This is a genomic window from Stanieria cyanosphaera PCC 7437, from assembly GCF_000317575.1.
In the GTDB taxonomy this organism is placed as follows: domain Bacteria; phylum Cyanobacteriota; class Cyanobacteriia; order Cyanobacteriales; family Xenococcaceae; genus Stanieria; species Stanieria cyanosphaera.
On sequence record NC_019748.1, the window covers coordinates 4,422,836 to 4,449,603 of the forward strand.

The following is a 26,768-nucleotide window of genomic DNA, read 5'->3' on the forward strand; positions in this document are numbered from 1 at the left end:
CAGGATAAACTAATTTTCAACATAATTTCAGAATCAGTGTTTCAACTAAATTAAAGATTTAATTGCTTCTTGTGCTTGCCAACGTAATCCTTGAGCAATTCTAAAAATTTCTTGTCCAGTATGAAGATAATGATCGTCGTAGTTGAGAGTAAACCATTCTAATTCTCTAATCCCATCACCAATCTGAGTAAGGCAATAGTACATATTAGCAGCTACTCCAGCTAATTTAGCAGGATTTGGTTGAGAGCTAAAAATGTTTGAAGCTTTTTGCCAGTAATTACGACAATTTTCTAAATATTCACAGAAATTATCCATTAATTCTTGGTCGAAAGGATCGGCTGCTAAATAATCGATTTCAGTTTCTAAAGGATTAATAATTAAACTAATTAAACGATTGATTGGACGATATACTTCTGTGAGCCATTGATGGTATTGTAGTTCTTCTTTTTTGCCTGCTTGTCGATAACGTTGATATTGTTGGTTGGCGTGAGTTGTTCTTTCTTGACGATTGATTACGGAATTAAGAGTTTGTCCAGAATCTAGTTCTAGATCGTAAAGACGGCGACTTTGGGGGTTACTGAGGATTTCATAGGCAGCATTCAGAGCAATAATTTTATTATGGTCAGCATTCTGATTTTGACTATCTGGATGAAATACTTTCGCTAAACGTCGATAAGCTTGTTTAATTTCTTGTTGAGTAGCTTTGTCGCTCACTTCAAGAGTTTGATAATGATTTTGGCTTACACCATTTTTTGATAAATTCATAAAATAATATCCTGGTAATATTAAAAAGAATTCTTATCATTGAAGTTGTTGCTTGAAACTGCCGATCTATCTTCTTTCTAGCTTTGAGAATCAAACAGGCATATTAGATTGTAGCAAGCCTAGTTTTTGTAGCGGTTTTACCGTTTAGAAAAGCCAAAAAAATGATAATTTAGTTGATATTTTGCTTAATTGTTGCGAAAAAACCGCATAAAAATTAAAATTTCGATTTTTCAGTTGACAATTGCCACCAACGCGATCGCATTACCCAATGACAACAGCATTTCAAAGTACAGATAGTTTAAGCTGTGAAGGAAAATCTAAACTAGAAGAAATCTTTAAAGTAATAATTTGAGCTTCAATTAAACGCGTTTGATCACTTAAGCTTCCTGTACCAGGGTTGACAGGATAAGCTGGAAAACAAGCTGCACTTAAACTAACCCTCAAGGAGTTTCCTAAAGGAATCAGTATACAAGTGGGTTGTAGCGGTATTGTAATTGGTGTTTGTGGTGTATCTACTCGGATATATCCTTGCGTAAGATTGAAAACTTTGCTATCGGGCGTGACTTGAGATAAAACTGCACAAAGATCGAAACTTGGAGTATCAGCAGTACAATAAACTTCTATAATAACTGTTCCTACTAAGTGCAATTCTTGTTCTAAAGGTGCAGAAGTATAAGTCAAAATATCGCTGCGACAATCTAAACTAGAGCGTTCAAAAGAACCACCTGGAAAAGTTGCATGACCACCCAAGGCAGGTACTGGTCGCCAAGGATCGTGAACTAAAATATCAGTACTACTAGGAAAATGATCTTCTGTTGTTTCTAATAAGTCAGTTGCTAATAATTCTTGAGTAGATAGAGAGTCCGAAGCGATTTCTTCTTCATATTCCCACAACATTCCGCTATCTTCTCGCATCGAAGCTAAACCATCGCTAACAAAGTAGTAAATTTTTTGTTTTTGACTAGGAAATTCTTTCCATTCACACCATTGGTTACTACCCATTTCAAACAAACAGATTGGAGATTCGTCTAAAATTCCTGTATCTTTTCTTTTTAAAAAATAATCGAACCAGCGAATTTGGGCTTCATCAATGGGGTTTTGTGCTTCACTACCATAATCGATACTGCCTAATTTTCTACCCCAAGGTAGATGCGCCCAGGGCCCTACAATTAGATGTTGAGGAAATCTACTTCTATCTGTCATAGCCTGATAAAGATTCAGTGTTCCTCGTAAATAAGGATCGAACCATCCGCCAATGTGTAGCATTGGTAAATCTACATCTTGAATGAGGTTTTTGAGCGATCGCTTTTGCCAATATTGATGATTAGGATCGTAGTATTTTAACCAAAGATGATAAAAGGAATCTGGTGCTAATTCATTAAGAATATCGGGACTGGCAGGAATGCGATCGCTTAAGGGTAAACTGTGAGAGGCTTGATACAATCGGTAATAAGCTGTTTCATCTCCCTTTAAACGGGCAGTTTCCGCAGCTAATTGAATCGCCCAACCTAAATTTGCTTGTAAACAAAACGCGCCATTTTCATACGCCCAATCGTGATAAAGATCGTAGGCAACCATGGCGGGACAAATTACTTTTAAAGCTTGGGGACGTTCTACCGCAGCGTATAGTTGAGTCATGCCCTGATAGGAGAAGCCATACATCCCTATTTCGCCCGTACTGCCTGGTAGTTGAGATACCCAATTAATCGTATCTAACCCGTCTGCTATTTCATGAGTCAATAAATCAAACTCTCCTTCAGAAGTACCTCTACCCCGTACATCTTGAATTACTACCAGATAACCTTGGGCTGCATACCAGCTAGGATGGGCATAAACAACTGTAGAAGCGATCTTTCTGCCATAAGGTTGTCGCATCAACAGGATCGGTAAATCTTCCTTGGTATCTGGACGATAAATATCTGCATCCAATCTCACTCCATCACGAGTGTACATAGATACAGTTTCTTGTTTAATTTTCATTTTTGTTTACAGTGACGGGAATTAGATCGGGTTCGCCTAAACAGTTGAATGTAATGATTGATAAGGGGACAGAGGGACGCGGAGAGGATTTATTTTAAGTTATTATCAGGACTTGATCTTACAGCATTTTTCAAAGCACTTTTAGTTCTTTGAGGTCTATCTTGGCATCTTGATGAAGGTCAAATTCTTGACTCATTGCTTCAACGTTAGAATTGCTAAGCCGAGGCACGAAGTGATCGCTGTTTGTTCAAGCCACCGATTGTAGTCTTGTATTTGTTTCATTGTTTTATAATTGATAACCGACTAATTCATCGTCTACCCATTCCAAAGTATCGTCTATTTTCTCACCATCATGATAGGCAGCCAAAAGCACTTCGCTGGTTTTTCCCCAAGCAATTTCTCCATTAGCAGCAATGGAAATAGCCCCCAACTCTCGTTGACGTTGAGAAGCTTCTTGCATCGATTTCAATATGGCTTCTTTGAGGGATAAACCATCAGTAACCCGAATAACAATTTTAGCTGCTAGACATTCATCAATAATATCTTCACCAATACCCGTACAACTAACGGCTGCAAACTGACTAGCATAATTACCAGCAGGCATAGCCGAGTCACTAACTCGACCAATTCTTTCTAACCCTTTCCCACCTGTAGATGTTCCTGCTGCCAATCTTCCCTGGGCATCTAAAACCACTACCCCAATTGTGCCTCGGCGTGCTTCATGAGGTAAAGCCAATTCTTCTTCAGCAATTACTCCTGCCATTTCCTTGCGGAAATTATCTTTTCTTTCCTGCATCCACTCTTGTAAACGTAAATCTGTAAGCGGATCGTAGATGGGAAAATTGAGTTCTCTTAATAATTCTGCTGCACCATGATCCGATAAAATGCGATCGCTTTCGTTTTGTAAGGCTTTAGCTAATTCAATGGGATTGCGGACACGAGAAACATTAATGACACCACTAAAACGTTGGGCTGCACCATCCATTAAGGAAGCACTCATGCGTATTTGTCCATCGGATTGTAAAACTGAACCTGTACCAGCATTAAAACGAGGTTCGTCTTCTAAAAGTTGACATCCTTTCAGCACTGTTTCGGTAGCACTTGCACCATTAAGGAGTAGACTATATATCTCTTCTACAATTGAGTGAAGACAGTTACGAACTGCTTCCAATCCTCCTTTACTTCTAATATGACCACCTGCGCCACCGTGAATAATTAATTTTGGTTGTACCTGATTGGATGACATAATTTTCTCTAACTAGCAAAAAAAATACTGTCTAAGTAATTTAAGATACTGAAAGACAGTAGAAGAATTGTGATTTTAGAATTTTAGCTGATTTACATTTGCTGCTTAAAATAGTTATCTATGAAAGGATCATGAATTGTATTTAGTAATACAGTTTTTATTTAAGTAATTTTTTTAGGTATCATTAGAACGACGACGACGACATCTTTCTGAACAGTATTTAACTTCATCCCAACATTTTTCCCATTTTTTTCGCCAGGTAAAAGGTCGACCACAAACAGGACATATTTTAGTTGGTAAATCTGATTTTAAACGTTGACGTGACATAGATAAATTAAAACAAAATTTTGAAAAAACTATCTTAGCAGTAAATAATTAACAGACAAATAATAATCGTACAGACGTAGCATGCTACGTCTCTGCTGCTAGCTTCGGTAGTCGCCTTTAGCCTAATATTTTAACTGATAGTTTAAACTCAATAACTTTAACCACAAGCTGGGATATTGTTTTTCTAACCAAGGTTGGGATTTTTTCAACCAACCAGCAAACCAATTTCCTAGGAAAAGTTTTTTCACCGCATCAAAACTAAACGCCCAATAAGAACCCAACCAACGAAGTAAGTCTTGAGTACCTGCCATTTGCCAAATCCACCATAATAAAGCAGGGTTTTGTCTAGCTGCGACTAAAGCTAAACGGGTAAAGGTAAACCAATCGGTACGATCTTTAATAAAAGTATCCGCTACTTCTGGTGGTTGAGCAGCAAGCAAACCAAAAAAAGTATTCAACATTGAATTAATTCGCTGTGGAGGTAAAATTTGATGAGTAGGTACCATCATTCCCTTAGAAAATAGCCAAGTAACCGAAATATTGCTTTGATAAGCCCGAATTTGGTTTAAATCTTGAGCAGTCAGTAAATCATGTTTAAGGGCAGTGTCAAGTAAAGTAGTTAAACGTTCTAAATTACGAACCAGAGAACCAAAACCCGTAAAAATTAAGGGAGATTGTAAAGAAGCTGCATCGCCAATTGCCAATAAACGATCAAAAGCGACAGTGCGATCGCTATTACTGGTGCTAAAATGACCTGGTATATAACCAAAAGTTGCTTTTTTCCAGACCAAGTCTTCCATATTACAACGGCGATACTCTGGCAGAATCGTAAAGAAGTCTTCGTACATTTCTAGTAATGAACCAGGATTTTCGGGATGTACTTGATGATAGTGAAACAGATAAAAAGTTAATTCTCCATTCCCTCCAGGAAATAACTCCCAAATCAGTTGTCTACCACGAGAAATATCTCCATGAGAATTCAAAACATCACCGTATCTTGAATCCCAAACTTCTGGGGCAAATCCGCTTTCAATTACCGCCCCTACTGTCGGACAAACACTATCAAAAGCACGTCCACCATTTAATTGCCAAGCAATTGGGGAAGCTGTACCCATCGCATCTATTAGTAATTGACCTTCGACTTGTTTTTCGGTTTGCGTAGTAAGATCTATTAATTGAACCGTAACTTTGCGATCGCTAATATCTGCCCTAACAAACTCAGTTTCATCCCAAATCACACCACCAGCTTTTCTTAACTTATCTCCACAGACTTTTAATAATTTTTCTGCATCAATAGCAATATTGAGAACTTTAGGTGTATGTAATACTGGGGCTTTTAAATGAGGAGGATTATTGGCATCAAAAAATTTACTAAATCCATCCAGATATTCTTTAGCAATTACTTCTTCAAATTCTTCAGACGTAAACAAACCTAAATTAATCAAACTCTGAAACTCATCACGAGAAATATTCCATTCCCGATTCATCCTACCAAAAGGCAATCTTTCTACTAATAAAACCCGATAACCTTTTTGTGCCATCACCGCAGCATGAATGACACCCAACGCGCCCCCAATATAGATTAAATCAAACTGTTCATTTCTTTGTCTACTGGTTTGTTCTTCTGCTACTTTAAAAATTACCTGCTTTGGCTGTTGGGGATTACAAACACTTTCTCGCCAACGTTGTTCCCACCAATAAACACGATTGAGATCGTATTCTCCATGAGGCATTTTTTGAAAAAAATGAACTGTTTGAGGATAGTAAGGCTTTAGCGCCTCAAAAATTGACTGTCTAGTTAAGTCTATGGCAGGAGGTGCAGGGTATTGGGGAGGAAAATCTTCACGAAGAGCTTTGACGAGTTGTTGTTTAATTGAAACAATTTCCCTAATAGGTTTTTCTCCCCATTGAAAAATTTTCAAGTATGTAGTACGCTGTACAGACCATACAAAGATTGACAACTCACTATTTAATTGATTCGCTTCGGACGGTGAAGAAAATTGTAGACGAATTCCATCTGGAGTCGCTATTTTTTTACCTAGCTGAGGTTGCCACTTTTGTTGTAGCCAAGTGCAAACAGCATTAGTATCTGGAGTTGGAACTTCGAGATAAAGTATTTCTTTCATTTGCAAATTATTAATTTAAGCTAAATTAGGCAAAAAGACGCAGTCAGGTTGACTAAAAATAAGTTAAACTTGCCAAATATTAATTAACTGACCATATATAACGAAAAATTACTATAAAAACATAATTTTTAATTTATTGTGAATTTTATTGATGAGCTAATTATGAATTATCCCATTCCAGCTACCCCAGAAGAAATTTTTGCTTTACGAGAACTTCCGATTGATGAAGAGTTAATCGCTACAGCCGTAGCTGGTATAGTTAAAATTGCTCGGCAACAAGGACAATCTTTAGAAGAGTTGCAAGCGGAAGTTTTACAAGATGATAGTTTGCTAGACGGATTACAGCGTAAATGGTTAAGTAATTTGCTCACTCAAGCTTGGCAAATGATTACTTAACGATTTTTCTTTCAAAAATATTTTCGGTTTAGCGATCACAGTAGCATCAGCGAGAAGCCATTTTTCCGTTGTTCAAAACATGACCGATTTATTCTCATCGTTTTTTTTTCCTGAGATAAAAAGATTAAATTTAACTCACTCCGCTTTCTTCATGAGCTTTTGAGTAATAGAGGCTTAGCTTTTTGATTGATTTGATTCTTTTTAAGAGTTAAAATACTATTCTCTCCGTGTTTTTATGTAATTGACTCAAATTATTTTTTTAAAACAGTAGATTTACGGTGTAACTTCTAAATACATAATTTTATATTTATTGTAAAAATCAGTAAAATTACGGTGTAAATCGTCAAAAGATAATTTCATAATTATTGTTATCAGAAAAAACCAACAATTTAAACAGCTAAAATTAATAGTAGTTTTTAATTGTTTTTCAATCAGTCAAAAAATATATAGCTTGACCTAGGATTTGACTAGTTATATGAAATAAAAAAAGAATGCTACATATCAATCTTAGCGTCGCTGAGTCTTCTTCTAACCGCGTCAGCCATTTGTAGCAAGCATTTAAGTATTTCATATTAGAATAGCAGAACGATGTGCTTATCTAGTGAAACTTAACTAAGCTTTGATGCAAATCATTCTAATTATTTGATTTGCTCTAGGTTTTTTATTGAAACAAATTTTAGTTGCTTTAGATGATTGAAATTTAAAGCATAATGGGATTCTACATCTCATTTTTCACCTGTTTACTCAAATTTTCTTTAGCTATAAATTGCGACAGATTTGAGGTATTTACTATGAAAAAATGTCCTTGTTGTCAAGATATTTTACTTCGCTGTATTTATCGTTCAGAAATGACTTGGTTTTGCCCTAGTTGTAGACAACAGATGCCTAGTTTAGATTCTATATTACAATCAAATCAGATTAGAAAAAAGCAAAACACAGTTATTAAATAAAATTCGATTTAGTTAATTCTTAATTAGTTTGATTGAATTTTTTAGCAGTTGCTAACATTTGTCCCAGAAAAGGCAATCCGATTACAGCAGGAAGAAAATAACGAGAAGTACAAAGTAATCCTAAAGCTGCTGCTGTTGCTTGATTAAAATATGGTTGATAAAAGAAAATTAAAGCTGCATCGCGTGTACCTACTCCTGCAAAAGTCAAAGGTAGCAAACCAGCTAAAATGGATAAAGGGGAAAGAGCTAAACTAGCTATAAATGGTGCATAAGCTTTAAGGGCGATAATAAATAACCAGATTTGTAATAAATGAAGAAACCAAATAAAAATAGATGTAACAGTAATTAGTAATAATTGTTGTTTGTTGTCCCAAAAATAATGATGCATCTCTTGCCAAGCAAGACGCATATTGTTTAATTTTTTAGCAAGTTTTCGGGGTGCTATTTTCGCTGATAATTTAAAAAATAAATCTGCAAATTGATGTGAAGATAATAATAATATCCCAATAATTAATCCGCCTGTGATGATTATTGTCATTAGCCAAAATAAATGATCTTTAGCGGGATAAACAAGTAAGCCAAATACGCACCATAAAAGTAAGGATAATAAATCACAAGCTTTTTCAAAAATTACGATTGCTAGGGAAAGAGAACCGCTAACATTATTTCTTTCGCGCATAAAATAAGCTTTGGCAATATCTCCCATCTTGGAAGGTAAAACCATATTTAAAACGCTTGACCCCAAAATTAAACGATTTGCTTCGATAAAGCTTAAATTTTTCTCTTGAGGAATTAATTGTTGTAGTCTCCAGGAGGTAAATAACGTCAAAGGAATGACCATTCCTAAGCTGATTATCATCCAAAAAAGATCGCAGTTTTTAAATATTGCTAATAATTTGGTTAACTCTATTTGGGAATAAATAATTATTAAGATAGCAACACTAATAACTATAGAAATAAATCTTTTTAAATTCATGTTATTCAATAATTAAGTACATAAAAATTAACTTGAATTCAAAATATTTTATAATAATTTTGTTTGGTAAAAGTTAGCTTTGTAAAGCTTTTCAGTCTTATTCAAGCTTGGGTGAGCCAAACGCATTTAGTATGACATATTATTTGTTTTTATAAAAATATAAATAAGGGCGAACCACTGTTCGCCCCTACAGAAAAATTATCTGTTGTTTGTTTGTTTCAAATTGATGTTAGCTTTGCTTGCTTACCTCAACCTAATATTTTTTATGCTGAAGGTGATAATTCTCCAGATAAGCGATTAACAGTTTGTTTGACAAAGTTTTGTAAGAAAGCAGTACGTTGATTTTGTTGGAATACTTGTTGCAATTTATTGGTTAATTTTTCAAGATTGATACCATTTGTATCTTCTAAATTAATCTCTTGTTCTTGTAAGTATTCAATCACACTTAGTCCAGCAATGCGAGTTAAATAAGCAGCACTTACCCCCTGTACGGCACTACCAGCAACATAAGTCCAGGCATTGGTTTTGAGTAGTCCAGCGATCGCATTTGTGGAGAGTTCAACTAATCCTAACTGCACCATCAATTTACCAAGAATACCAGCAGCGTTTTGTGCTTGAGACAAAGAAAATTTTTGTTGATAAATACCACTTAAATCTACCAACATCTGAGTGTTGACTGCTGCTGTAGCTAATAAATCTAATGCTGCTACGGGATTAGCAAAAGCTGTCGCTGCTGCAATCCATTGATATTGTTCAATTATTGGTAAAGAGCGATCGCGTCTGATTTGGTTTAAAATTTCTTTAGCTTGTTGTTTGAGTTGAATTGCTTCTCGCCAAGTAGTACTAGCAATTAATTGTTCTTTTTCTTCATTTAGTATGGTAGTTAAACGATCCACTAAATCATTAATTTCTGGTGGTTGTGTTTCTAACCATTCTTTAGTTGAACCGTCTTCTTGTTGTTGACGTACTTTAATTGGATTAGGTACAGCAGCGATCGCAAAAAGATCTGTTGAAGGAATAATTTTTGCTACTCTTTGTTGTATTTGTTGCTGAATATAAATTCTTTCTTCTAAAGCATACTGGTCTTGCTTATTAAAAACTAATAAAACTCGCTGCCGAGATTTGACTAACTGTTGCAAAATTTGCCATTGAGATTCAGTTAAATCACTAGCAACTACAAAGAAAACTAGATCTGCAGCTAAAGCAATTTCTCTAACTTCTTCTTCCAATAACTCTGCATCTGATAATAAAGCTTTAGTTTCTACCCAATCAATTTTCTGCTCGTTTGCTTGATTTTCTAAAATCTGTTTGAGACTTGTTTTACCTACATTTTTGCTTCCAGTAACGACAAATTGCAATTCTTGCCGTTTTAAATGCTCAGGTAATTGATTTATTTTTTGTTTCAGATTAACAATATCTAATGTAGGAGCTTCTGTTTCAATAGAACTAACAATTTGATTAACTTCTGCCAAAGCTTTTTCAATATCTTCGGGTTGAAGAGGTTGTAAAAGTAACTCTGATATTTGTTGATCAGATTGATTTTGTTTATACCACCAAAAACCACCACCAAGAGCTATTGTTCCTAAAGTTGCCCATTCCCCAATCTCTGCCAATGAATGATGCAAACTATTCCATAACCATAAAGCAAAAGTTAAACCTACTCCTGCTACTAAAATAGGCTTGCGTATTTCCACTGTCATTTTCCATTCCCTCTGTAAAAGATTACCCAGACCGCTACCAGCTTGGCACAATTACCTTGTCTATGGTAGATTCAAAAAATTTTCCCTCTAAAAAAAGATCCTACACTTTTCTCAAATGTAGGAGCTAAATAATTTTTTTTTAATGGCGGGAGGCGGATTTGAACCACCGACCTTCGGGTTATGAGCCCGACGAGCTACCAGGCTGCTCTATCCCGCGTCGCCTTATCGAGTATAACAAATACTCTAAAAAATAACAAACTTTTTTTTCTCGAAATTTACGTCTAGGACAAAAATGCTATTCGTTTGGCATTTGGAATTTGAAAAATCATACCAAATGCGATTGACAAATATACTAAAACTCTTAAACCTTATTAACTCCTGCCTTCTGCCTTCATCTAGCTACATCCTTTACATTTAATTTCAGTAATTTCTCTACTTATCTTGTCTAATAATTATCAACAAAAGGTGATCATCATTAATTTAACGTAAGTATTTATCTCGTCCTTATTAAAAATAAAAATAAAGCTTATAAAAATTAAAAATTAAGCAAGAGTAACTTGAGCGTTAATACTGAATCTATTTTGATATGTTAAAATCAGTATAAAAGTAGATTTTTCAGTTAGTTTTGATAAAAATTAGTTTTAGTTTCAAGTAAAAAATGAGGAAAGCAAGCTAACTTCTTGGTTATTATTACGGAAGTAATCTTACTATAATTTTTTTTTCTTTTCCCTAAGCTTCAAGATTTTTTATTACAACTAACAATAAGTAACTTTGATCAATCAGATTTGAACAGGCTTTAAACCCTTTAAATAAATAAGAATCAAGAGGACTACTTTTTTGTAAAAAAGTTCCCTAAAATTTTTTTTTATTTGAAGTAATTTCTATCAAATTTTTTACTTTTTACTCTTAATCTTAGAAAACCAAAAGAAGAAATCTTGACAGTAAATACTATGAAACTTCAATTAAAAGCTCTCTCTGTAATCTTAGGTTTGACAGCATTATTAGGTGCTTGTAGTTCTGTTAATAGCAGTACTCCTTCTACCACAACTCCTGAAGATTCTGTTCAACTTGAATCTACTGAAACTGAAACTCCTGAAGGAACTGTAGTTGAACCTGCTGCCGAAGTTGAAACCCCCGAAGAAACTGCTACCGAAGGAACTGTAATTGAACCTGCTGCTGAAGTTGAAACCCCCGAAGAAACTGCTGAACAAATGACACCAGAAACAGAACCCGCCCAATAAAAGACTGACACCACGAATAGACCATAGTGTCAGAAATTAATAGTTGATTTTTGTGTATAGTCTCCCTAATTTAGGGAGATACTTTTTTTTTAGCAAATATTGAACGGCTTAGAACAGAAATTTTGTTTTGATTTCATTACATTTTGTTAAATTACATTGCACTAATTTAGTTATTTACAATCGGTTGTCGTCGATTTAGTTTTAATTCTAAGGTTCTGCCTGATTGAGGATTAATTGCTTGAGTTGAAAGATTCTTTTCTTCTAGTAGAGATTGAAACTTTTCTACGCTTCCTTCTTCATCAATCAAGGATATTAACAAACCTTCAAAACTAACATCTCCACCTGCTGCTGTAGATAAAATATATTGAGGTTGCAACCACTGACAAGCTTTTAAAGCAGACTCTTGCCCTTTTATTACCGCACCTACTAAAGGAAGTTTTAAACTAATAATTGGGGTGATAATTACGTCAATTGATGCTAACTCTTGGAGAGACTTAGAATGATATCCGTGAGGTTCGTAATAAATGCTTTGATGAGTTTCTAAGCCTTTAATAATATAAGCATTCTCAACTAAAGTTGGACCAATTGGAGAACCAGGAAGAGCTTTAATTTCAATTCGATTTTCTAGATTAAAAGCTTCACCGTGAGTTAAGGTCGTAATTTGAGTGTAGCCTAATTCTTTAACGACTTTGGCAGCATTAGGAGAAGCTACCACAGGAATATTTCGATCTAATTGTTTTAGGGTAGGAGGATGCGCATGATCTTCTAATCCTTGAGACAGAAGAATCAGATCGATATTTTCTGGAATAGGATAGGATTGATTTTTTTTTCCTTTAAATAACCAAGGAAGATTGCCAAAGACTAAATGATCTACTAACCAGGGGTCAAGTAAAATTCTTTTGTTTTCAAATTCTATCAGCCAAGAATTGCTATCAAAATAAGTTAAATACATATTAAAGTTTTTAGTTAACTGCTTATCTATTGTAAACATTTGTGTTTTTGAGCAGGATCACTTTTAGATAGAGCAAAAAAATTATTTTGTAGTTAATTAAATATCATCCCTAGTTTTTCCCGATCGCTTTTTACAATCAAGAACTAATGTGCTGATTGATCAAAACAGGAGCAAGATAGTGAGTAAATGTGTTCTAATTGTTGATGATGAAGACGATGTTCGTGCTATTGCTAAACTAGGATTAGAAATGGCCGCAAATTGGACAGTACTTACCGCTAGTTCTGGTCAAGAAGGTTTGAATGTAGCTGCACAAAACCATCCTGACGTGATTCTTCTCGATTTAATGATGCCAGAGTGGGACGGTAGTTATACTCTTAAACAATTAAAGGAAAATCCAGATACTCAAAGTATTCCTGTAATTTTATTAACAGCCAAAGTTCAATCTCCTCTTCAAGAAAGTTTGGCTAATCTTGAGGTAGCAGCAGTTTTTACTAAACCTTTTCGTCCTTTGCAACTACCAGAACAAATTGAGCAGGTTTTAGCTAAAACAACCTAAAACTTACAATAATTTTCAATTAATTAAAATACAGTCAATTAGTTTTGTTCTTCTGTCTGATTTCAAACTAGATGCTTATCTATTAAAAGAGGAACTTGCTGTGGTTGGACTTTACTGTAATGAGTTTTATCTGGCATCATCACCAGATTTGGTCCTTTTTTACACTGTTTGAGACAACCAGTAGTTTTGATTTGAACTTGACTTGTTAAACCGCGATCGCGAAGGCTTTCTTCTAGCAACTCACAAACTGCTTTTCCTCCTCTATTCCAGCAGGTTGATTTTTTGCAGACTAATACTTTAGCTTTTGGTTTGGTAGATGAAGTGGTCTGTTCTTGTGCTTGATTTAAATAACCAACTGCTAATTTAGATTGAATCAAGTTTTCTTGCTCTTGGCGATCTACTAAAGTAACTGCTTGAGCTTTGTATTTTACTTTTCCATTTTTCCAGCTTTGTTTATATTCTCCCTGAATTTGTACCTTACACCCTAACTGTAATATTTGGCTCAAGTTATTCCCGATTTGTTTAGATACTTTGATCCAATATTCACGGCGATCAGTAGCTATTTTAAGATATTTAATTCTATTGTCAGGTTTAATAATAATATCTACTAATTGTCCGACTAAATCAAACTCTGAAACTAAATATTCCGCTCTAGACATAGTAAGCTCCTAATTTAAATTTAATTTTTTGGTTGATCGAATTTTATTTGCCAGCAATTTTCTAACCAGTGCATCAATTCGTAGCGAGATGCAGTAACTTGTCTAGCGACACTCCATAGTTGAATTGCTGTTTTAGTACTATTTATTTCTATTTGCAAAGGTTGATTAGAGCCACACTGACACTCAATTTCTAATGCTTGCAGTCGATGATATACTTGCCATCTCTCTGCCCACTTAACATTAACAACTTGCTGTGTTGCTAAATTCTGATGATTATTACCCATTTTAAATATTATTTAATTATGCTTATTGAGAATTAAACTCATTAAAATTCAACTTAAAAATAGTATAACCATTAAACGATAATAAATGTCAATAAACTGGAAAACAAATTTTGAGTTAAAGACGAAAATTACTAATAAATAAGGTTCTTGATTACCTGATTTGATAATTCTTTTAGAATCTTCTTTGTGATTTTGTGTTAGGGTTTAAGTATTATCAATAAGCCTGCCTAAATGAAAGGAGAACACACTATGGCTACTACTCAAGGTTTAGTAAGAGCTTTTGGCGAGGTAGGTAACAATCCAGTCATGCTGGACAAAAGCGTAACTGAGCCGATTTGTGAAGGTTTAAATCTTGTTTTAGCTAGTTTTCAAACACTGTACCTACAATACCAAAAACATCATTTTGTAGTTGAAGGGGCTGAATTTTATTCTTTACACCAATTTTTTAACGAAAGCTACGATGATGTTCAAGAACACGTTCACGATCTAGCCGAAAGATTAAATGGACTGGGAGGTGTTCCTGTAGCTAATTTAGCTAAACTAGCGGAGTTATGCTGTTTTGAACAAGAAGCTGATGGTATTTATCGTTGTCGAGAAATGGTAGAACACGATTTAGCAGCCGAACAAGAAATTATTCAATTAATTCGTCGTCAGGCAGCCCAAGCAGAAAGTTTAGGCGATCGCGCTACTCGCTATTTATACGAGAAAATTCTACTCAAAACCGAAGAAAGAGCCTACCATCTCGATCATTTCCTTGCTCCTGACAGTTTAACGTTAGGTTTTATCCAAACTTCAAATTAAATAGACTAAAACATCATTTACAAGCGATCTATTCTGTAGGGGCAATTATTGAATTACCCCTACACAAAAATAATTTGTTGAAAATACAACGCTTTTTAGTGACCAGTTATCAGTTATTAGAGACGCGACATGTCGCGTCTCTACACCAGTTACCTTCTGTCTTCTACTGTTTACTTTGATTATTCGCGACCGCGGATGCGCCTCGCTCGTGGACAAAATCGCGCTTTTGTACAGACGCTTCATGTTCCCGAAGGGTGCGAAGCAACGTCTCTACTTTTGTACAGACGTAACATGTTACGTCTCTACTTTTTACTTCTGCCTCCTGCCTCTTGCTTTTTACCCATCAACCATCAACAAACGAAATGAACTGTATTTCATTTAATTAACAAACGCTATATTGTTTAATTTATTTTAATCTGGCTCGCATTATTGACATAAACTAAAAAACTATTTCATTAACTTTTGATAACGTCCTAAAGCCAGAAGAGGAAAATATTGCTGATAAAGATGGTATTTTAGATAAAAATGACAGGGAAAACCAGTACCAGTAAATTCTGCTTCGTACCAAGTTCCATCATTATTTTGAGTAGCAAGTAAGTAATTAATTCCTGTTTCTATCGCTGATTGAGCATTAAAACCTGTGGCTTGATAAGCTGCTAATAAACCGATTAATGCCCAGGCTGTTTGGGAAGCGGTACTAACTCCTTTGCCTTTTAAGGTTTGATCGTGATAACTACGACAACTTTCTCCCCAACCTCCATCAGGATTTTGACAACTAACTAGCCAAGTTGCACCCCGATCAATTTCAGTTTGATAATCTTTAGGTGCAATTACAGCCAAAGCAGACAATGCCCCACTTGTACCATAAATATAATTTACTCCCCAACGACCAAACCAACTGCCATCGTTTTCTTGTTCGCTAATTAAATAAGCAATAGCGCGATTAACTTGGTCTGCTTTCATGGCAAGATGATACTGTCCTAACATTTCCAATACCCTAGCGGTTACATCGGCAGTATTCGGATCTATCATGGCTTTTAGATCACCATAAGGAATGAGATTGATCCAATCTTGATCATTATCAATGTCAAAAGCAGCCCAACCACCAGCCCGACATTGCATAGTTGCCATCCAGTTCACACCACGAGCGATCGCACTTTGTTTTTGAGCTTCGTTTGGTAGTTGAACTTCTGCCAATCCCATTACTACGACAGCAGAATCATCTAAATCGGGATAAAAACGATTATCAAATTCAAATGCCCAACCGCCAGGCTTTCCTTGTTTGTTTTTGACTGCCCAATCCCCATAATCAAGAATTTGTTTATCTAATAACCATTGTCCACCCCTAACTAAAGTCTGATGATTTGGTGGTAAACCAGATTCAACTAAAGCTCGTAAACACCAAGCCGTATCCCAAACAGGGGAAACACAGGGTTGAACCCGATAAGAATCTTCAGTTTCAATGGCAAAGTTATCAATTGCTGCTAATCCTCTTTGAATAATCGGATCATCTACTTCATAATCTAGAGTGCGTAAAGCCAAAAGAGAATTAAGCATAGCAGGAATAATGCCACCCCAATCTCCTGTAGCTTCTTGTCTTTCTAACACCCATTTTTCCGCAGCTTTTAATCCTTCTTCTCGAAAAGGAACTAGATTGAAATTTTCTGCTAGTTTACAAGCATCATCTAACCATAAAAAAACATCTGTCCAATCGTTGTTACGAGGTAATTCGTAGCGACAATTATTAACTCCCTCTGCATACAATTCATCTAAATTGATCGTTATCTTAGTCACAAAAATAGGCTTGCGATCAAAAACAATCAATAAAGGTACTGTACTTCCCCTCGCCCAACTAGACATTTCATAAATAGTGAAGGGAAAATGCTCGGGTAACAGCATGATCCAAGGTGGAATCGAAGGAAGCCCCCGCCAGTCATAACAACCAATCAACGCTAGATGTAGTTTGGTAAAAATGCGAGTTTTACTAATGCCACCACGTTGCAGAATAAATTGTTTAGCTTTAATCAAGGCTGGATCTTGGGCAGCAACTCCCAATAATCGTAACGCCATGTAAGCTTCTACCGAAGTACTTAACTCTCCGCCATCACCGTAATAGAGTTCCCAACCACCATGTTCTCTTTGTTGCGATCGCAAATAAGTTTCCGCTTTCTGTAGTGCTTGTGATCTAGTTTGATCAGTTCCCCAAATTTTGTGTAGTAAAATGACTTCGGCGGTAATCGTTACATTTGATTCTAATTCCGCCCACCAATAACCATCAGGATTTTGAATCGATAATAAATAATCTTGACTTTTCGCGATCGCAAATTGAAGTTGATCTTGAGTTACTAGATCTTGAGTTTGCATTGAGCTTCCTTCTACTCTGACATCAATAACCTCTAGCAAGTTATCACAAAAAATTGTTTATAGCAGTTCTCACGCTCTATGAGATACATACGTTCGATACTGATTGAGCGTTGATAGTTCATCCACAGCTTTTACGCCGAAGCGCTTTTTACTTCCTGATGAAAAGCCACATCTACTCAAACAATTGAGCCAACGTGGCGATCGCTATAACTTGATTCTTCGTTGTTATTTAGTTGGTAAAAAAGCAATTGGGTTAACCGCAGTTTCTCCGTTAGGACGTATTTCAAAATGTAGATGAGGTCCTGTACTAAAACCAGTACTACCCATTTCTGCAATCAGTTGTCCTTGTTCTACCTGTTGTCCACTACTAACTAAAATTTTATTGTTGTGAGCGTAAAGAGTTACACTTCCATCGGGATGTTTTAGTTTAACTAAATTGCCATAACCTCCAGAATTCCAACCAGCAGATACAACTTCCCCAGTAGCAGCAGCCATAATAGGAGTACCAATTGGGCCAGCAATATCAATTCCTTGATGCATTCGACCCCAACGCCAACCATAACCAGAAGTGAGTGTTCCTTGAGCAGGCCATAAATAACCTTCAAATTGAGCGGGACTATTAGGTAAATATTCTTCTGGAGAGGATAAAGGAGGTAAGTCTGGATTAATAGTTGCTCCAATCTGGATTGTTAAATTTTGATTATATTTATTGACATTAGTAGCAGCAGTACTGATCAAATTGGTTTGAGTATTTCTAGTTTGAGTTTGATATTGTTCTCGCAGTTGATCTAGATCGGCTCTTAGTCTAGCAATATATGGGTCTTGAGTAACTGGTAAGTCGTTTGTCTTCGTTGATGCAACGGAAGCAACTGGTACTGATTGTGAAGCAGACAAATTAGTAGGAGATTGTAAGCTAGAATTATTCTCAAAAGTACTTTGCCTTCTCACAGCAGAGCTTGCTTCGACTTCGTCAGTATTAGAAACTTGTGGTTTAGGAATAATTAACTGTTGATTAACGGCTAATAAATTAGGGTTACTCAGTTGGTTAGTTTGAATTAATTCCTCAGAAGAAGTGTTAAAAAGACTAGCAATTTTAAAAAGAGTATCTCCTGGTTTAACTGTATAGATTTGTTTGGCAAGATCTTTTTCAACACTTAAAGAAGGTAATTGAGGAACACTGTGAGGACTTTGATCCAGATTAGAAAGAATAACTACAGTTGTCTGTGGTTGAATCTGAGCATTGGGACGGAAATCTGAAGAATTGGCAGAAGGTATGTCTGCTATTTGGATGGTTTGTTCTGCGTTGAGGAGTCCTAATTGCTTTTGTTTAAGTTTATTTAAAAGGGTTGGTTGTTGTGGCGAAGCAACTGTAGAGGATAAGGGTAATGAAGAGATCGCAGATTGATTGGGAAGCAAAACTTCTGAATCTAATTTGGGTAGCTCAACAATTTGAGTATTTAGAAAAATTTGGGCTGATGAAATGGGTTGTACAGTAATTAAATTAGGAATATTTTGAGTTAAAAAAATTGGTTCTCTCGAACTTGATAAAAATCGGTCACTCACAAATGGTTCTACCGCAGCTTGAGCTTTTTGCTGGTGATACATTAAAAACATACCAGTCGTACTCAAAGAAAATAATAAACTAAACATTGCTGCCGAATAGGTGTTTTTGCGATCGCAGGTACTAGGTCGTTCAACAGTCCCGTCTGATGGAACTGGTGTTCTCCAGTGAGGCTCTTGATTAATTGGCTCTGGATGAGATGCTTCTGAGATAGAAAGATTTGAAGCAAAGGGACAATTCTGCTGCATACTTCTAAATTCCTTTTTCAGGATAATTTCCTCAAACTAATTACTTACAAAAAACTGTTTTGATATTTGATCAAAACTAGAATGATATTAAATTTATCCGACCTTTTAGGTTTTTGGTGATCGTAAAAGATTGGTTTATAAAAGATACTTATAAAACTTAATTATTTCTAGGAAAGATTAACCTGAAATTGCAAATTAGACAAGAGCCTGATTAAGTTCTTAATTTCGATAGTCAACGGATTTGCTTCAAGATTCTTGAGAGGCTGTGTACGGAAGAATTCCGCACGATAACAACGCCCCGTCGCTTTACTTAGAACCGTTGCGAAGCTAGACCCGAGTTCCTAGGTCAAGTTGACGACGAGCTTCAAATAGCCCAATTGTCACACTAACTGAGAGATTTAAGCTTCTTACTTCTGGTTGAGAAATAGGAATATAAACTTTGTAATTACAAAAATCTAGTACTTCAGTTGGTAAACCAGACAATTCACTACCAAATAGCAACCAGTCGTCAGCTTGATACTGACAATCTAAATAATGAGTAGTACCACGAACAGTAAATCCTAGTAATCTACCTCCTAATTGCTGATAATTAGACCAGAAAGCTTGCCAATCTTGATGATAATGCAGATTAACATAAGGCCAATAATCTAATCCCGCCCTTTTTAAATAGCGATCGCTAATTTCAAAGCCTAACGGCCCTACTAAATGAAGTTCTGTGTTGGTAGCAGCACAGGTACGAGCAATATTGCCAGTATTAGGAGGTATTTGTGGTTGAACTAGAACAATACGAAGCGACATTTGGACACTTTTTGCTAATTTAAGCAACTAGAATAGTTTGACATAATTTGTCTTCTAATTCTCTTTCTTGTTGTTCTGTCGTTTGAATCGCTTGCTGAATAATGTCTTTGATGTCTGTTCCTTGTTGATGCAGTTTTAACCACTGTTGAGCAGTATTGCCATTACGTAAAATTTTGTTTAAAGGCAATAAGAAACAACTATAACCACGATTTTTAGCTATGGGTAACACCTGTTGATAAAGTTCGCTAATCCAATCGCTGGCTTTGATTTTTCTGCCATCTTGCCAATGGGTTAATTGAGCATCTAAACTATCACGAGCAACTGCTAACTCATTTTCTGCCGTCACAGTAATCAAATCTTCTGCTAAATGAGTGTTAGATAAGCGACTTTGTTGTAGAGGGTCAAGCATAGGATTGTCTAGCATTTCAATTAATCGAGCTTCCAATAAAGCAGTAATTGCCAGTAAAGCGATCGGATCTACTACTAAATCACAAATTCTTAGTTCTAAACGATTAAGATTATAAGGTCTGCGATCGCCATTGGGTCGAACGGAATTCCAAAGATGACGAACGTTTTTCATTGTCCCAGCAGCAAGTTGTGTTTCCGTCCAATTGATAAAATGTGCGTGACTTTCAAACAAAGGAACATTTTCTGGGGTTTGAGGAAACATTTGCCAACGAGTTGAATGAAAACCTGTTGCTTTGCCATCTAAAAAAGGTGAAGCAGCACTCAACGCTAAATACAAAGGAGCTTCTACTCTAATCAGACGACAAGCTTGGATTAATTTTTCTGGTTCAGCAATACCAATATTAATATGAATACTCGCCGTAACTACTTTAGTTCCGTAGCTTTGTTCGATATAGCTATGATAGGGATTATTGGGGTCAGAACGTTCAAAGCGACTACTATCTCCTAGGGATAAAGTACTACCAGGAATCAAAGTGTAGTTACCCAGACTTCGTAAATAACTCCGCAAAGTTTGTCTGGGTTTTAAAATGGCACACAACAAACGGTCATAATTACAAAAAGGAGCAGTAGTATATTCCACATTGCGATTATCCGGTTCACGGACAAAACCGTCCAAATTTTTAACAATTTGGTCTGATAAACCAACTACCTCGCCTTGAGGTGTTCCTGTGTAAATTTCAATTTCAAATCCTTTGGATAGCAGTACCATGTTTCCTCTCTACAATATGGAAATATCCCAGTCTAGTTTGGTCATTAGTTATCAGTCATCAGTCAGGAGTTAAATTAGCTCTCAAATGAATAGAATCAGAGGCAAGCACTGCTTTTTCCAAACTGTGAATTCTTTAACATCTATCACGTTAGCAACCTGCTCTTTTACTCTTTCTAGTTTAAAAGACAAGTACAGTTTAAATAAATTGATATCTTTGATAAAAAAAATCAATAGTTATTGATACTCATTAATAAATGAACCGCAAATCCAGATTTAATCAGGTGTTTGGCTTGAATGACAGTTCTGAAATTGACCTAATTGACTAAACCTAATTTCTTAAATAAGCTAAAATCCCAAATTGGTGTGAGTTACATAAAATAATTAATAATTCTTTTAGTCCTATGTCGACTCTGTTGTCTTCTCCAGTCAAAAATTCAAGCGATTATTCTGTAGCAACAATTAATACAGAAAGATTGACCAAATTTTATCAAGCTGATCAACAAGTAAAATACCTGCATCTTCAAGCAGAAATTGAAGTACTACTGCAAGAATTACAAACAATTAAAGAACAAAAACTCATTAAGTAACAATTAATTGGTTTTTGCTCTAATTAGCAGCTTAAAATAATTTAGCGATCGCTTGTAGGTTCATTTTTGATTGTAGTTATCAAGCGAACACTTTTGGTTGTTGGTTTTCAAAGAGTTTTTCAGATGCTCGTTAATCAGGATAAGAGATGCTTTTCCTTTGACGTGAGGTTATGGCATTGCCCATAATCTCATTAATTAACCCTAAGTTTAAATTAAAACATATTTAAATAAATTATGAAACAATTTATTGGTTTAGAAGCGCAAGCTACCTATGCTGAAGCAAAAACAATAATCTTACCGATTCCTTACGAAAAAACCACTACTTATCGTCAAGGTTGTCAACATGGTCCGCTCGCAATTCTCGAAGCATCAGACCAATTAGAAGCCTATGACGAAGAAATTGAAGTCCAAACCTGTATAAAGACAGGCATTTATACTCATGAAGCGATCGCAGATACGACGAGCGACCCCTCTTTGACTGCGGAAGTGATGTTACAAGTTACCACTGAAACAGTAGCAAAACTAATTGCGGATGGCAAATTTGTCATTGCTTTGGGTGGTGAGCATAGTATTACCGAAGGTGTGGTGAAAGCCTATCGCCTAGCTGAAAATGAGCCTTTTACCGTCATCCAAATTGATGCTCATGGCGACATGAGGCACGAATACGAAGGTTCGATTTACAATCATGCTTGTGTGATGCGAAGAGTTTTAGACATGGGTTTACCCACCTTACCCATAGGCATTCGCAGTATTTGTCAAGAAGAAGCCACTTTAATCAAAAATCAGCAAATTCCTGTGATTTGGGCTAGAGATATTTATTATCATTCCGATTGGATTGAGAAAGCGATCGCTAAAATAACCACAGAAAAAGTGTTTATCACGATTGATTTAGATGGGATCGATCCTAGTTTAATAGGTGGAGTGGGAACTCCCGAACCAGGAGGATTAAATTGGTACGAATTAACTAGGTTTTTAAAAACCGTCTTTACCAAATATCAAGTAATTGGCTGTGACGTAATGGAACTCGCTCCCCAACAAGACTCAGTAGTCTCCGAATTTACTGCTGCCAAATTAGTCTATAAATTAATTGGTTATCAAGGTTTAAGCCAGGGTTGGTATAACTAACTATTTGCAGGTTCGTCAAATCACTCTTAGATTATTAGTGGTAAATATTATTTACTTATGGGAAATCTTATTATATGACAGTAGCTTGTAATCTTGTGGGTGATTATGCTCCTGATTTTGAATTACCAGGAATAGACAAGCAAGTTTATCATCTTGGTCGTTATTTGGAAAAATTTAAAGCCCTTGGTGTCGTTTTTTTGGGCAACAATTGTCCTTATGTCAAAAAATATTTAGAACGTCTCAAACAAATTCAAGCTGATTTTGCAACAGATGGTTTTACACTGGTGGGAATTAATTCCAACGATACCGACGGAACGATTCAAGACAGTTTTGAAAGTATGGAAAGTTTTGCTCAAGCAAATCAGTTAAATTTTCCTTATTTGCGCGATCCTACCCAAGATGTTGCTCGATCCTTTGGTGCAACAGTTATTCCCGAAGTATTTTTATTAGATAGTCAAGCAGTTATTCGTTACGCAGGCAGTATTGATGATTGTTCTGAATCAGCCGCTCAAGTCACCAATAATTATTTACGCAATAACATTTCCGCTTTACTCGCAGGAAAAGAAATTAGTCCTACCTATATTGAACCAATTGGCTCTTCAATTATTTGGCGAGCAAACAAATCGTAAATTCCTTCAGCAATTTGGCAACTTCTAACCGAACAAAGAAACAACAAATGACTAAAAACTGGTATGTTATGGGGAGGTAAATCACAAGCAAGATCGAGGTTATTTTTCTAGGGATGAGTTACCAGCGGGTTTTATTAAAACTGAGCGGTGAAGCATTAATGGGTGAACTTGGGTACGGCATTGACCCAAAAGTAGTTTCCGAAATCGCTCAGGAAATAGCGGATGTAGTCAATAGTGGTGTACAAATCGCTGTTGTCGTTGGTGGTGGTAATATTTTTCGTGGAGTCAAAGCATCTGCTGCGGGAATGGATCGAGCCACGGCTGATTATATTGGTATGATTGCTACTGTCATGAATGCCATGACGTTACAGGATGCTTTAGAACGAATTGGCATCCCCACCAGAGTCCAAAGTGCGATCGCAATGCAAGAACTAGCAGAACCTTATATCCGTCGTCGAGCTATTCGTCACCTTGAGAAAGGTCGGGTAGTAGTTTTTGGTGCAGGTTCGGGTAATCCTTTTTTTACCACAGATACCACCGCAGCTTTGCGGGCAGCCGAAATTGATGCAGAAGTGATTTTTAAAGCAACTAAAGTAGATGGAATCTACGATGCCGATCCGAAAATTAATCCCCATGCTCGTCGTTATCAAAGTCTTACTTATGGTCACGTACTAAACCACGAACTAAAAGTTATGGATAGTACCGCGATCGCCCTATGTAAAGAAAACAATATTCCTATTCTTGTTTTTGATCTTACCGTTGGAGGCAATATTATTCGTGCCGTCAAAGGTGAACCTGTTGGAACTATTGTGGGAGGTTTTTGTGAAGTTAGCTGAAATTAAAGAACATATGCAAAAGACTGTCGAGGCAACTCAACGGTCTTTTAATACTATTAGAACCGGACGTGCTAATGCTTCGTTGTTGGATCGGGTGGTAGTAGAATACTATGGTACGGAAACACCATTAAAATCACTCGCTAATATTAGTACTCCTGATGCAACTACGATTGTGATTCAACCCTATGATAAAGGTAGTATGGCGCAAATTGAAAAAGCCATTACCATGTCAGATTTGGGTTTAACTCCTAATAATGATGGTCAAGTAATTCGACTGAATATTCCACCTTTAACAAGCGAACGCCGTCAAGAATTAGTAAAAATGGCGGGAAAATTAGCTGAAGAAGGAAAAGTCGGTATTCGCAACATTCGTCGTGATGCGATCGATGCGGTACGTAAACAAGAAAAAAACAGTGAAATTTCTGAGGATGAAGCCAGAGATTTACAAGACCAGATTCAAAAAGTCACCGATGAGTATACTAAAAAAATTGATGACTTACTAAGCGCAAAAGAACAAGATATTTCTACAGTATAAAAAAATTAAACTTTTACGAGTAGGGACAATTTGAAGCAAAGTCCCTACTTTATTTTTTAGATTACATTTCGCGGATAACTGGTTGATCGTCTTTAATTTCGCCAATCAAAATAACATCAGCTACACCTACAAATAATCCATTTTCTAAAACACCAGGAATATTATTAATCGTTTTTTCTAATTCAGCAGGATTATCAATCTGCTCAAATTTGACATCAACGACCAAATTACCTTGATCGGTTACAACTGGTCCAGCTTTCTTGATTCCCATTCTTAGTTCTGGTTTACCGCCCAATTTGGCTAAACTGCGCATCACTGGTGCAATTGCCATCGGAATTACTTCGACAGGAAGTAAAAAAGTCGAGCCTAATTTATCTACCAATTTATTGCCATCAACCACGACAATAAATTCTTCTGCTAAACTATCTACCACTTTTTCGCGGGTATGAGCAGCACCACCGCCTTTGATTAAGTTTTTTTGGGGATCGACTTCATCTGCACCATCAATTGCAATGTCGATTTTGTCTACAGCATCCAAACTTGTCAACGGAATGCCATATTTTTTTGCCAATACTTCTGCTTGAAAAGAAGTAGGAATACCAACAATATTTTTAATTTCCCCTTGTTGTAAACGCTTGCCTAAATACTCAATGGCATAGGCTGTGGTTGACCCCGTTCCGAGTCCTACAATAGAATTTGATTTAACACGAGCAGCAGCAGCTTTACCTACTTCTTGCTTCATTATTTGAACAGGATCGCTCCTTTCAGCCATTGTCAATAACTCCTTATATTTGTTTGTTAATTTAGTTTTTTATTGAAGGAAGGCAAATCAATTCACACTGAAAAACTGAATTTTGCCTCCTTTGGCTAGATTTTTCACCGTTTTTGCTCATTTTGAGTTGAACTGTAAAAAGAAGGTAACTGTCAGAAAACAAGTAATTGACAGTCCTTGAAATTACAGTTAGCTAATTATTAGCTGCTGCTAGCATTTCTTTGAGTTTAGCTAGTTCATCAGCCCAACGAGGATCTGGTTGAATCGAGTCTGACTGCTGAGTAGTTTTATTGCTTGGTTTTTTACCGCCTCGCTTAGTGGTTTTTCGCTTGGGAGAAGCAGTAGTAGGACTAGTTGTTCCTTCAGTCGCTGCTTGATCTTCCTTAGTTTTGCCTTTTGAACGAGGTAAAGCTTTTTCAATTTTTAGGCTACTGTCCATAAAAGACTGACCATTATATTTCTCAATAAATTCGTCAGCTACTTCATCGGTAGGAACTGTAACAAAAGCAAACCCTCGACATTTGCCAGTTTTACGATCTTTAATTACTTTAGTAGAAACTTGGTCTCCAGCTTCAGCAAACATTGCTGCTAAAGCATCGCGTTCGATTGGTTCTTTGGGCAAATTACCGACGTAAAGACGAACAGACATGAAAAATTACCTCCTGATATAAATCCATCTCAATCTGACGTACACAACAAACATTTTTTTAGTTGCGACTGAGCCAAAATAGAATAAATTCGCCAAAGATGTTCTCATAGGATTGGTTCTTTGGCAAATTGTTTCAAGTTACAAAATATTGACTCTGTCAAAATACATTACCCTCGAAAAGCAGGTTAGTTAGAGTTTGATCGTACCTTTAACTAGCCAAATTCCTCCTCAAGAGGATTTACCTGAATTTTAGGTCTATTTTGATTATTACAGAATGTTTACACTATTAGTCAATTTATTAGTGATTATTTTCAGGTAAAAACTCTCAATTATTATTGTCAGTCTAACATTTATACCCTTATATCTATATGTACATCTTGTCAATTTGTTGTTACATTACTTGATATGGAGAAAAAAAAATGATTTCATTGATTCAACGTTCGCGGGGCTTATAGGGTGGCAAACCAAGAGACGCTTTGCGTATAAAGCTGCTACACAGCCTCTGGCAATTATCTAGTGACTAGGAGT

Annotated in this window: 25 protein-coding genes and 1 tRNA gene; 9 read left to right on the forward strand and 17 right to left on the reverse strand. The window is 36.1% G+C overall.

Translation table 11 applies throughout. The features are described from left to right. Window positions 1–45 precede the first annotated feature (45 nt). The 5 genes from STA7437_RS19290 to STA7437_RS19305 all read right to left on the reverse strand — a co-directional run bounded on the left by STA7437_RS19290 (window position 46) and on the right by STA7437_RS19305 (window position 6,444). A complete protein-coding gene (locus STA7437_RS19290; protein ID WP_015195062.1) occupies window positions 46–765 on the reverse strand; it encodes a J domain-containing protein in 720 nt (239 codons plus the stop codon). Window positions 766–1,047: 282 nt separating this feature from the next. Further along, window positions 1,048–2,745: a CocE/NonD family hydrolase gene (locus STA7437_RS19295; RefSeq protein ID WP_015195063.1), complete on the reverse strand. Its 1,698-nt coding sequence runs from the start codon at window positions 2,743–2,745 to the stop codon at window positions 1,048–1,050. 286 nt (window positions 2,746–3,031) lie between these two features. Further along, window positions 3,032–3,991, reverse strand: a complete 960-nt coding sequence (locus STA7437_RS19300) for an isoaspartyl peptidase/L-asparaginase (protein ID WP_015195064.1) — start codon at window positions 3,989–3,991, stop codon at window positions 3,032–3,034. A 174-nt stretch (window positions 3,992–4,165) separates the two neighbouring features. Continuing rightward, a complete protein-coding gene (locus STA7437_RS25580; protein ID WP_015195065.1) occupies window positions 4,166–4,318 on the reverse strand; it encodes a DUF2256 domain-containing protein in 153 nt (50 codons plus the stop codon). A gap of 122 nt (window positions 4,319–4,440) precedes the next feature. Continuing rightward, the gene (locus STA7437_RS19305) at window positions 4,441–6,444 is read right to left on the reverse strand and encodes an NAD(P)/FAD-dependent oxidoreductase (RefSeq protein WP_015195066.1); all 2,004 of its coding nucleotides are present in this window, start codon (window positions 6,442–6,444) and stop codon (window positions 4,441–4,443) included. Window positions 6,445–6,606: 162 nt separating this feature from the next. Here STA7437_RS19305 and STA7437_RS19310 point away from each other — a divergent pair, with 162 nt between their 5' ends. Further along, window positions 6,607–6,840, forward strand: a complete 234-nt coding sequence (locus tag STA7437_RS19310; RefSeq protein ID WP_015195067.1) for a hypothetical protein — start codon at window positions 6,607–6,609, stop codon at window positions 6,838–6,840. 969 nt (window positions 6,841–7,809) lie between these two features. Here STA7437_RS19310 and STA7437_RS19315 read toward each other — a convergent pair. The 3 genes from STA7437_RS19315 to STA7437_RS19325 form a co-directional block, all read right to left on the reverse strand. After that, window positions 7,810–8,766 carry a lysylphosphatidylglycerol synthase transmembrane domain-containing protein gene (locus STA7437_RS19315; RefSeq protein ID WP_015195069.1) on the reverse strand — a complete coding sequence of 319 codons (957 nt, stop codon included), beginning with the start codon at window positions 8,764–8,766 and terminating at the stop codon, window positions 7,810–7,812. A 263-nt stretch (window positions 8,767–9,029) separates the two neighbouring features. Continuing rightward, window positions 9,030–10,466: a YcjF family protein gene (locus STA7437_RS19320; RefSeq protein ID WP_015195070.1), complete on the reverse strand. Its 1,437-nt coding sequence runs from the start codon at window positions 10,464–10,466 to the stop codon at window positions 9,030–9,032. 143 nt (window positions 10,467–10,609) lie between these two features. Beyond that, window positions 10,610–10,683 (reverse strand) — tRNA-Met (locus STA7437_RS19325). Window positions 10,684–11,416: 733 nt separating this feature from the next. Here STA7437_RS19325 and STA7437_RS19330 point away from each other — a divergent pair. After that, on the forward strand, window positions 11,417–11,707 hold the full coding sequence (locus tag STA7437_RS19330) for a hypothetical protein (protein WP_015195071.1): 291 nt from the start codon (window positions 11,417–11,419) through the stop codon (window positions 11,705–11,707). 166 nt (window positions 11,708–11,873) lie between these two features. Here the strand turns inward: STA7437_RS19330 and STA7437_RS19335 are convergent, their stop codons facing one another. Beyond that, window positions 11,874–12,659, reverse strand: coding sequence for an MBL fold metallo-hydrolase (locus STA7437_RS19335; RefSeq protein ID WP_041619587.1), 786 nt, complete (start codon window positions 12,657–12,659; stop codon window positions 11,874–11,876). A gap of 178 nt (window positions 12,660–12,837) precedes the next feature. On the opposite strand from STA7437_RS19335, the gene STA7437_RS19340 reads away from it, so the two are divergent. Continuing rightward, a complete protein-coding gene (locus tag STA7437_RS19340; RefSeq protein WP_015195073.1) occupies window positions 12,838–13,215 on the forward strand; it encodes a response regulator in 378 nt (125 codons plus the stop codon). Window positions 13,216–13,277: 62 nt separating this feature from the next. Here the strand turns inward: STA7437_RS19340 and STA7437_RS19345 are convergent, their stop codons facing one another. Then, window positions 13,278–13,874 carry a (2Fe-2S) ferredoxin domain-containing protein gene (locus STA7437_RS19345; protein WP_015195074.1) on the reverse strand — a complete coding sequence of 199 codons (597 nt, stop codon included), beginning with the start codon at window positions 13,872–13,874 and terminating at the stop codon, window positions 13,278–13,280. A gap of 20 nt (window positions 13,875–13,894) precedes the next feature. Further along, window positions 13,895–14,158: an Asr1405/Asl0597 family protein gene (locus STA7437_RS19350; RefSeq protein WP_015195075.1), complete on the reverse strand. Its 264-nt coding sequence runs from the start codon at window positions 14,156–14,158 to the stop codon at window positions 13,895–13,897. Between the two features lie 249 nt (window positions 14,159–14,407). Between STA7437_RS19350 and dpsA the strand changes: the two genes are divergently transcribed. Continuing rightward, window positions 14,408–14,959 (forward strand): DNA starvation/stress protection protein DpsA, encoded by a 552-nt coding sequence (gene dpsA, locus STA7437_RS19355; RefSeq protein WP_015195076.1) that lies wholly within the window; start codon window positions 14,408–14,410, stop codon window positions 14,957–14,959. A gap of 447 nt (window positions 14,960–15,406) precedes the next feature. On the opposite strand, the gene shc is transcribed toward dpsA, so the two are convergent. From shc to gshA, 4 genes are all read right to left on the reverse strand, one after another. Beyond that, a complete protein-coding gene (gene shc / locus STA7437_RS19360) occupies window positions 15,407–17,323 on the reverse strand; it encodes a squalene--hopene cyclase (protein ID WP_015195077.1) in 1,917 nt (638 codons plus the stop codon). Between the two features lie 225 nt (window positions 17,324–17,548). Continuing rightward, window positions 17,549–19,132 carry a peptidoglycan DD-metalloendopeptidase family protein gene (locus tag STA7437_RS27875; RefSeq protein WP_015195078.1) on the reverse strand — a complete coding sequence of 528 codons (1,584 nt, stop codon included), beginning with the start codon at window positions 19,130–19,132 and terminating at the stop codon, window positions 17,549–17,551. 327 nt (window positions 19,133–19,459) lie between these two features. Further along, window positions 19,460–19,930, reverse strand: a complete 471-nt coding sequence (locus STA7437_RS19370) for a tRNA (cytidine(34)-2'-O)-methyltransferase (protein WP_015195079.1) — start codon at window positions 19,928–19,930, stop codon at window positions 19,460–19,462. 19 nt (window positions 19,931–19,949) lie between these two features. Beyond that, window positions 19,950–21,107 (reverse strand): glutamate--cysteine ligase, encoded by a 1,158-nt coding sequence (gene gshA / locus STA7437_RS19375; RefSeq protein ID WP_015195080.1) that lies wholly within the window; start codon window positions 21,105–21,107, stop codon window positions 19,950–19,952. Between the two features lie 401 nt (window positions 21,108–21,508). On the opposite strand from gshA, the gene STA7437_RS19380 reads away from it, so the two are divergent. The 5 genes from STA7437_RS19380 (at window position 21,509) to frr (ending at window position 24,819) form a co-directional block, all read left to right on the forward strand. Then, window positions 21,509–21,694: a hypothetical protein gene (locus STA7437_RS19380; RefSeq protein ID WP_015195081.1), complete on the forward strand. Its 186-nt coding sequence runs from the start codon at window positions 21,509–21,511 to the stop codon at window positions 21,692–21,694. Between the two features lie 234 nt (window positions 21,695–21,928). Further along, window positions 21,929–22,819, forward strand: a complete 891-nt coding sequence (gene speB, locus STA7437_RS19385) for an agmatinase (protein WP_015195082.1) — start codon at window positions 21,929–21,931, stop codon at window positions 22,817–22,819. A gap of 74 nt (window positions 22,820–22,893) precedes the next feature. Next, entirely contained in the window at window positions 22,894–23,448 is a 555-nt protein-coding gene (locus STA7437_RS19390; RefSeq protein WP_015195083.1) for a thioredoxin family protein, read from the forward strand. A 113-nt stretch (window positions 23,449–23,561) separates the two neighbouring features. Then, window positions 23,562–24,284, forward strand: a complete 723-nt coding sequence (pyrH, locus tag STA7437_RS19395) for a UMP kinase (protein ID WP_015195084.1) — start codon at window positions 23,562–23,564, stop codon at window positions 24,282–24,284. Beyond that, the gene (gene frr / locus STA7437_RS19400) at window positions 24,271–24,819 is read left to right on the forward strand and encodes a ribosome recycling factor (protein ID WP_015195085.1); all 549 of its coding nucleotides are present in this window, start codon (window positions 24,271–24,273) and stop codon (window positions 24,817–24,819) included. Before pyrH ends, frr begins: the two co-directional genes overlap by 14 nt. A gap of 61 nt (window positions 24,820–24,880) precedes the next feature. On the opposite strand, the gene rpiA is transcribed toward frr, so the two are convergent. After that, complete coding sequence (gene rpiA / locus STA7437_RS19405; protein ID WP_015195086.1) at window positions 24,881–25,591, reverse strand: ribose-5-phosphate isomerase RpiA; 711 nt, start codon at window positions 25,589–25,591, stop codon at window positions 24,881–24,883. Between the two features lie 193 nt (window positions 25,592–25,784). After that, the gene (locus tag STA7437_RS19410) at window positions 25,785–26,240 is read right to left on the reverse strand and encodes an RNA recognition motif domain-containing protein (RefSeq protein WP_015195087.1); all 456 of its coding nucleotides are present in this window, start codon (window positions 26,238–26,240) and stop codon (window positions 25,785–25,787) included. Window positions 26,241–26,768: the final 528 nt, after the last annotated feature.

Bases quoted from the DNA above. Each gene is read 5' to 3' on its own strand.
- STA7437_RS19335 (WP_041619587.1), bottom strand. From the start codon at position 12,659: ATGTATTTAACTTATTTTGATAGCAATTCTTGGCTGATAGAATTTGAA.
- speB (WP_015195082.1), top strand. From the start codon at position 21,929: ATGAAACAATTTATTGGTTTAGAAGCGCAAGCTACCTATGCTGAAGCA.
- STA7437_RS19305 (WP_015195066.1), bottom strand. From the start codon at position 6,444: ATGAAAGAAATACTTTATCTCGAAGTTCCAACTCCAGATACTAATGCT.
- STA7437_RS19410 (WP_015195087.1), bottom strand. From the start codon at position 26,240: ATGTCTGTTCGTCTTTACGTCGGTAATTTGCCCAAAGAACCAATCGAA.
- STA7437_RS19300 (WP_015195064.1), bottom strand. From the start codon at position 3,991: ATGTCATCCAATCAGGTACAACCAAAATTAATTATTCACGGTGGCGCA.
- rpiA (WP_015195086.1), bottom strand. From the start codon at position 25,591: ATGGCTGAAAGGAGCGATCCTGTTCAAATAATGAAGCAAGAAGTAGGT.
- STA7437_RS19380 (WP_015195081.1), top strand. From the start codon at position 21,509: ATGTCGACTCTGTTGTCTTCTCCAGTCAAAAATTCAAGCGATTATTCT.
- STA7437_RS19315 (WP_015195069.1), bottom strand. From the start codon at position 8,766: ATGAATTTAAAAAGATTTATTTCTATAGTTATTAGTGTTGCTATCTTA.
- STA7437_RS19345 (WP_015195074.1), bottom strand. From the start codon at position 13,874: ATGTCTAGAGCGGAATATTTAGTTTCAGAGTTTGATTTAGTCGGACAA.
- STA7437_RS25580 (WP_015195065.1), bottom strand. From the start codon at position 4,318: ATGTCACGTCAACGTTTAAAATCAGATTTACCAACTAAAATATGTCCT.
- STA7437_RS19330 (WP_015195071.1), top strand. From the start codon at position 11,417: ATGAAACTTCAATTAAAAGCTCTCTCTGTAATCTTAGGTTTGACAGCA.
- pyrH (WP_015195084.1), top strand. From the start codon at position 23,562: ATGAGTTACCAGCGGGTTTTATTAAAACTGAGCGGTGAAGCATTAATG.
- gshA (WP_015195080.1), bottom strand. From the start codon at position 21,107: ATGGTACTGCTATCCAAAGGATTTGAAATTGAAATTTACACAGGAACA.
- STA7437_RS19310 (WP_015195067.1), top strand. From the start codon at position 6,607: ATGAATTATCCCATTCCAGCTACCCCAGAAGAAATTTTTGCTTTACGA.
- STA7437_RS19390 (WP_015195083.1), top strand. From the start codon at position 22,894: ATGACAGTAGCTTGTAATCTTGTGGGTGATTATGCTCCTGATTTTGAA.
- STA7437_RS27875 (WP_015195078.1), bottom strand. From the start codon at position 19,132: ATGCAGCAGAATTGTCCCTTTGCTTCAAATCTTTCTATCTCAGAAGCA.
- dpsA (WP_015195076.1), top strand. From the start codon at position 14,408: ATGGCTACTACTCAAGGTTTAGTAAGAGCTTTTGGCGAGGTAGGTAAC.
- STA7437_RS19295 (WP_015195063.1), bottom strand. From the start codon at position 2,745: ATGAAAATTAAACAAGAAACTGTATCTATGTACACTCGTGATGGAGTG.
- STA7437_RS19320 (WP_015195070.1), bottom strand. From the start codon at position 10,466: ATGACAGTGGAAATACGCAAGCCTATTTTAGTAGCAGGAGTAGGTTTA.
- shc (WP_015195077.1), bottom strand. From the start codon at position 17,323: ATGCAAACTCAAGATCTAGTAACTCAAGATCAACTTCAATTTGCGATC.
- STA7437_RS19370 (WP_015195079.1), bottom strand. From the start codon at position 19,930: ATGTCGCTTCGTATTGTTCTAGTTCAACCACAAATACCTCCTAATACT.
- STA7437_RS19350 (WP_015195075.1), bottom strand. From the start codon at position 14,158: ATGGGTAATAATCATCAGAATTTAGCAACACAGCAAGTTGTTAATGTT.
- STA7437_RS19290 (WP_015195062.1), bottom strand. From the start codon at position 765: ATGAATTTATCAAAAAATGGTGTAAGCCAAAATCATTATCAAACTCTT.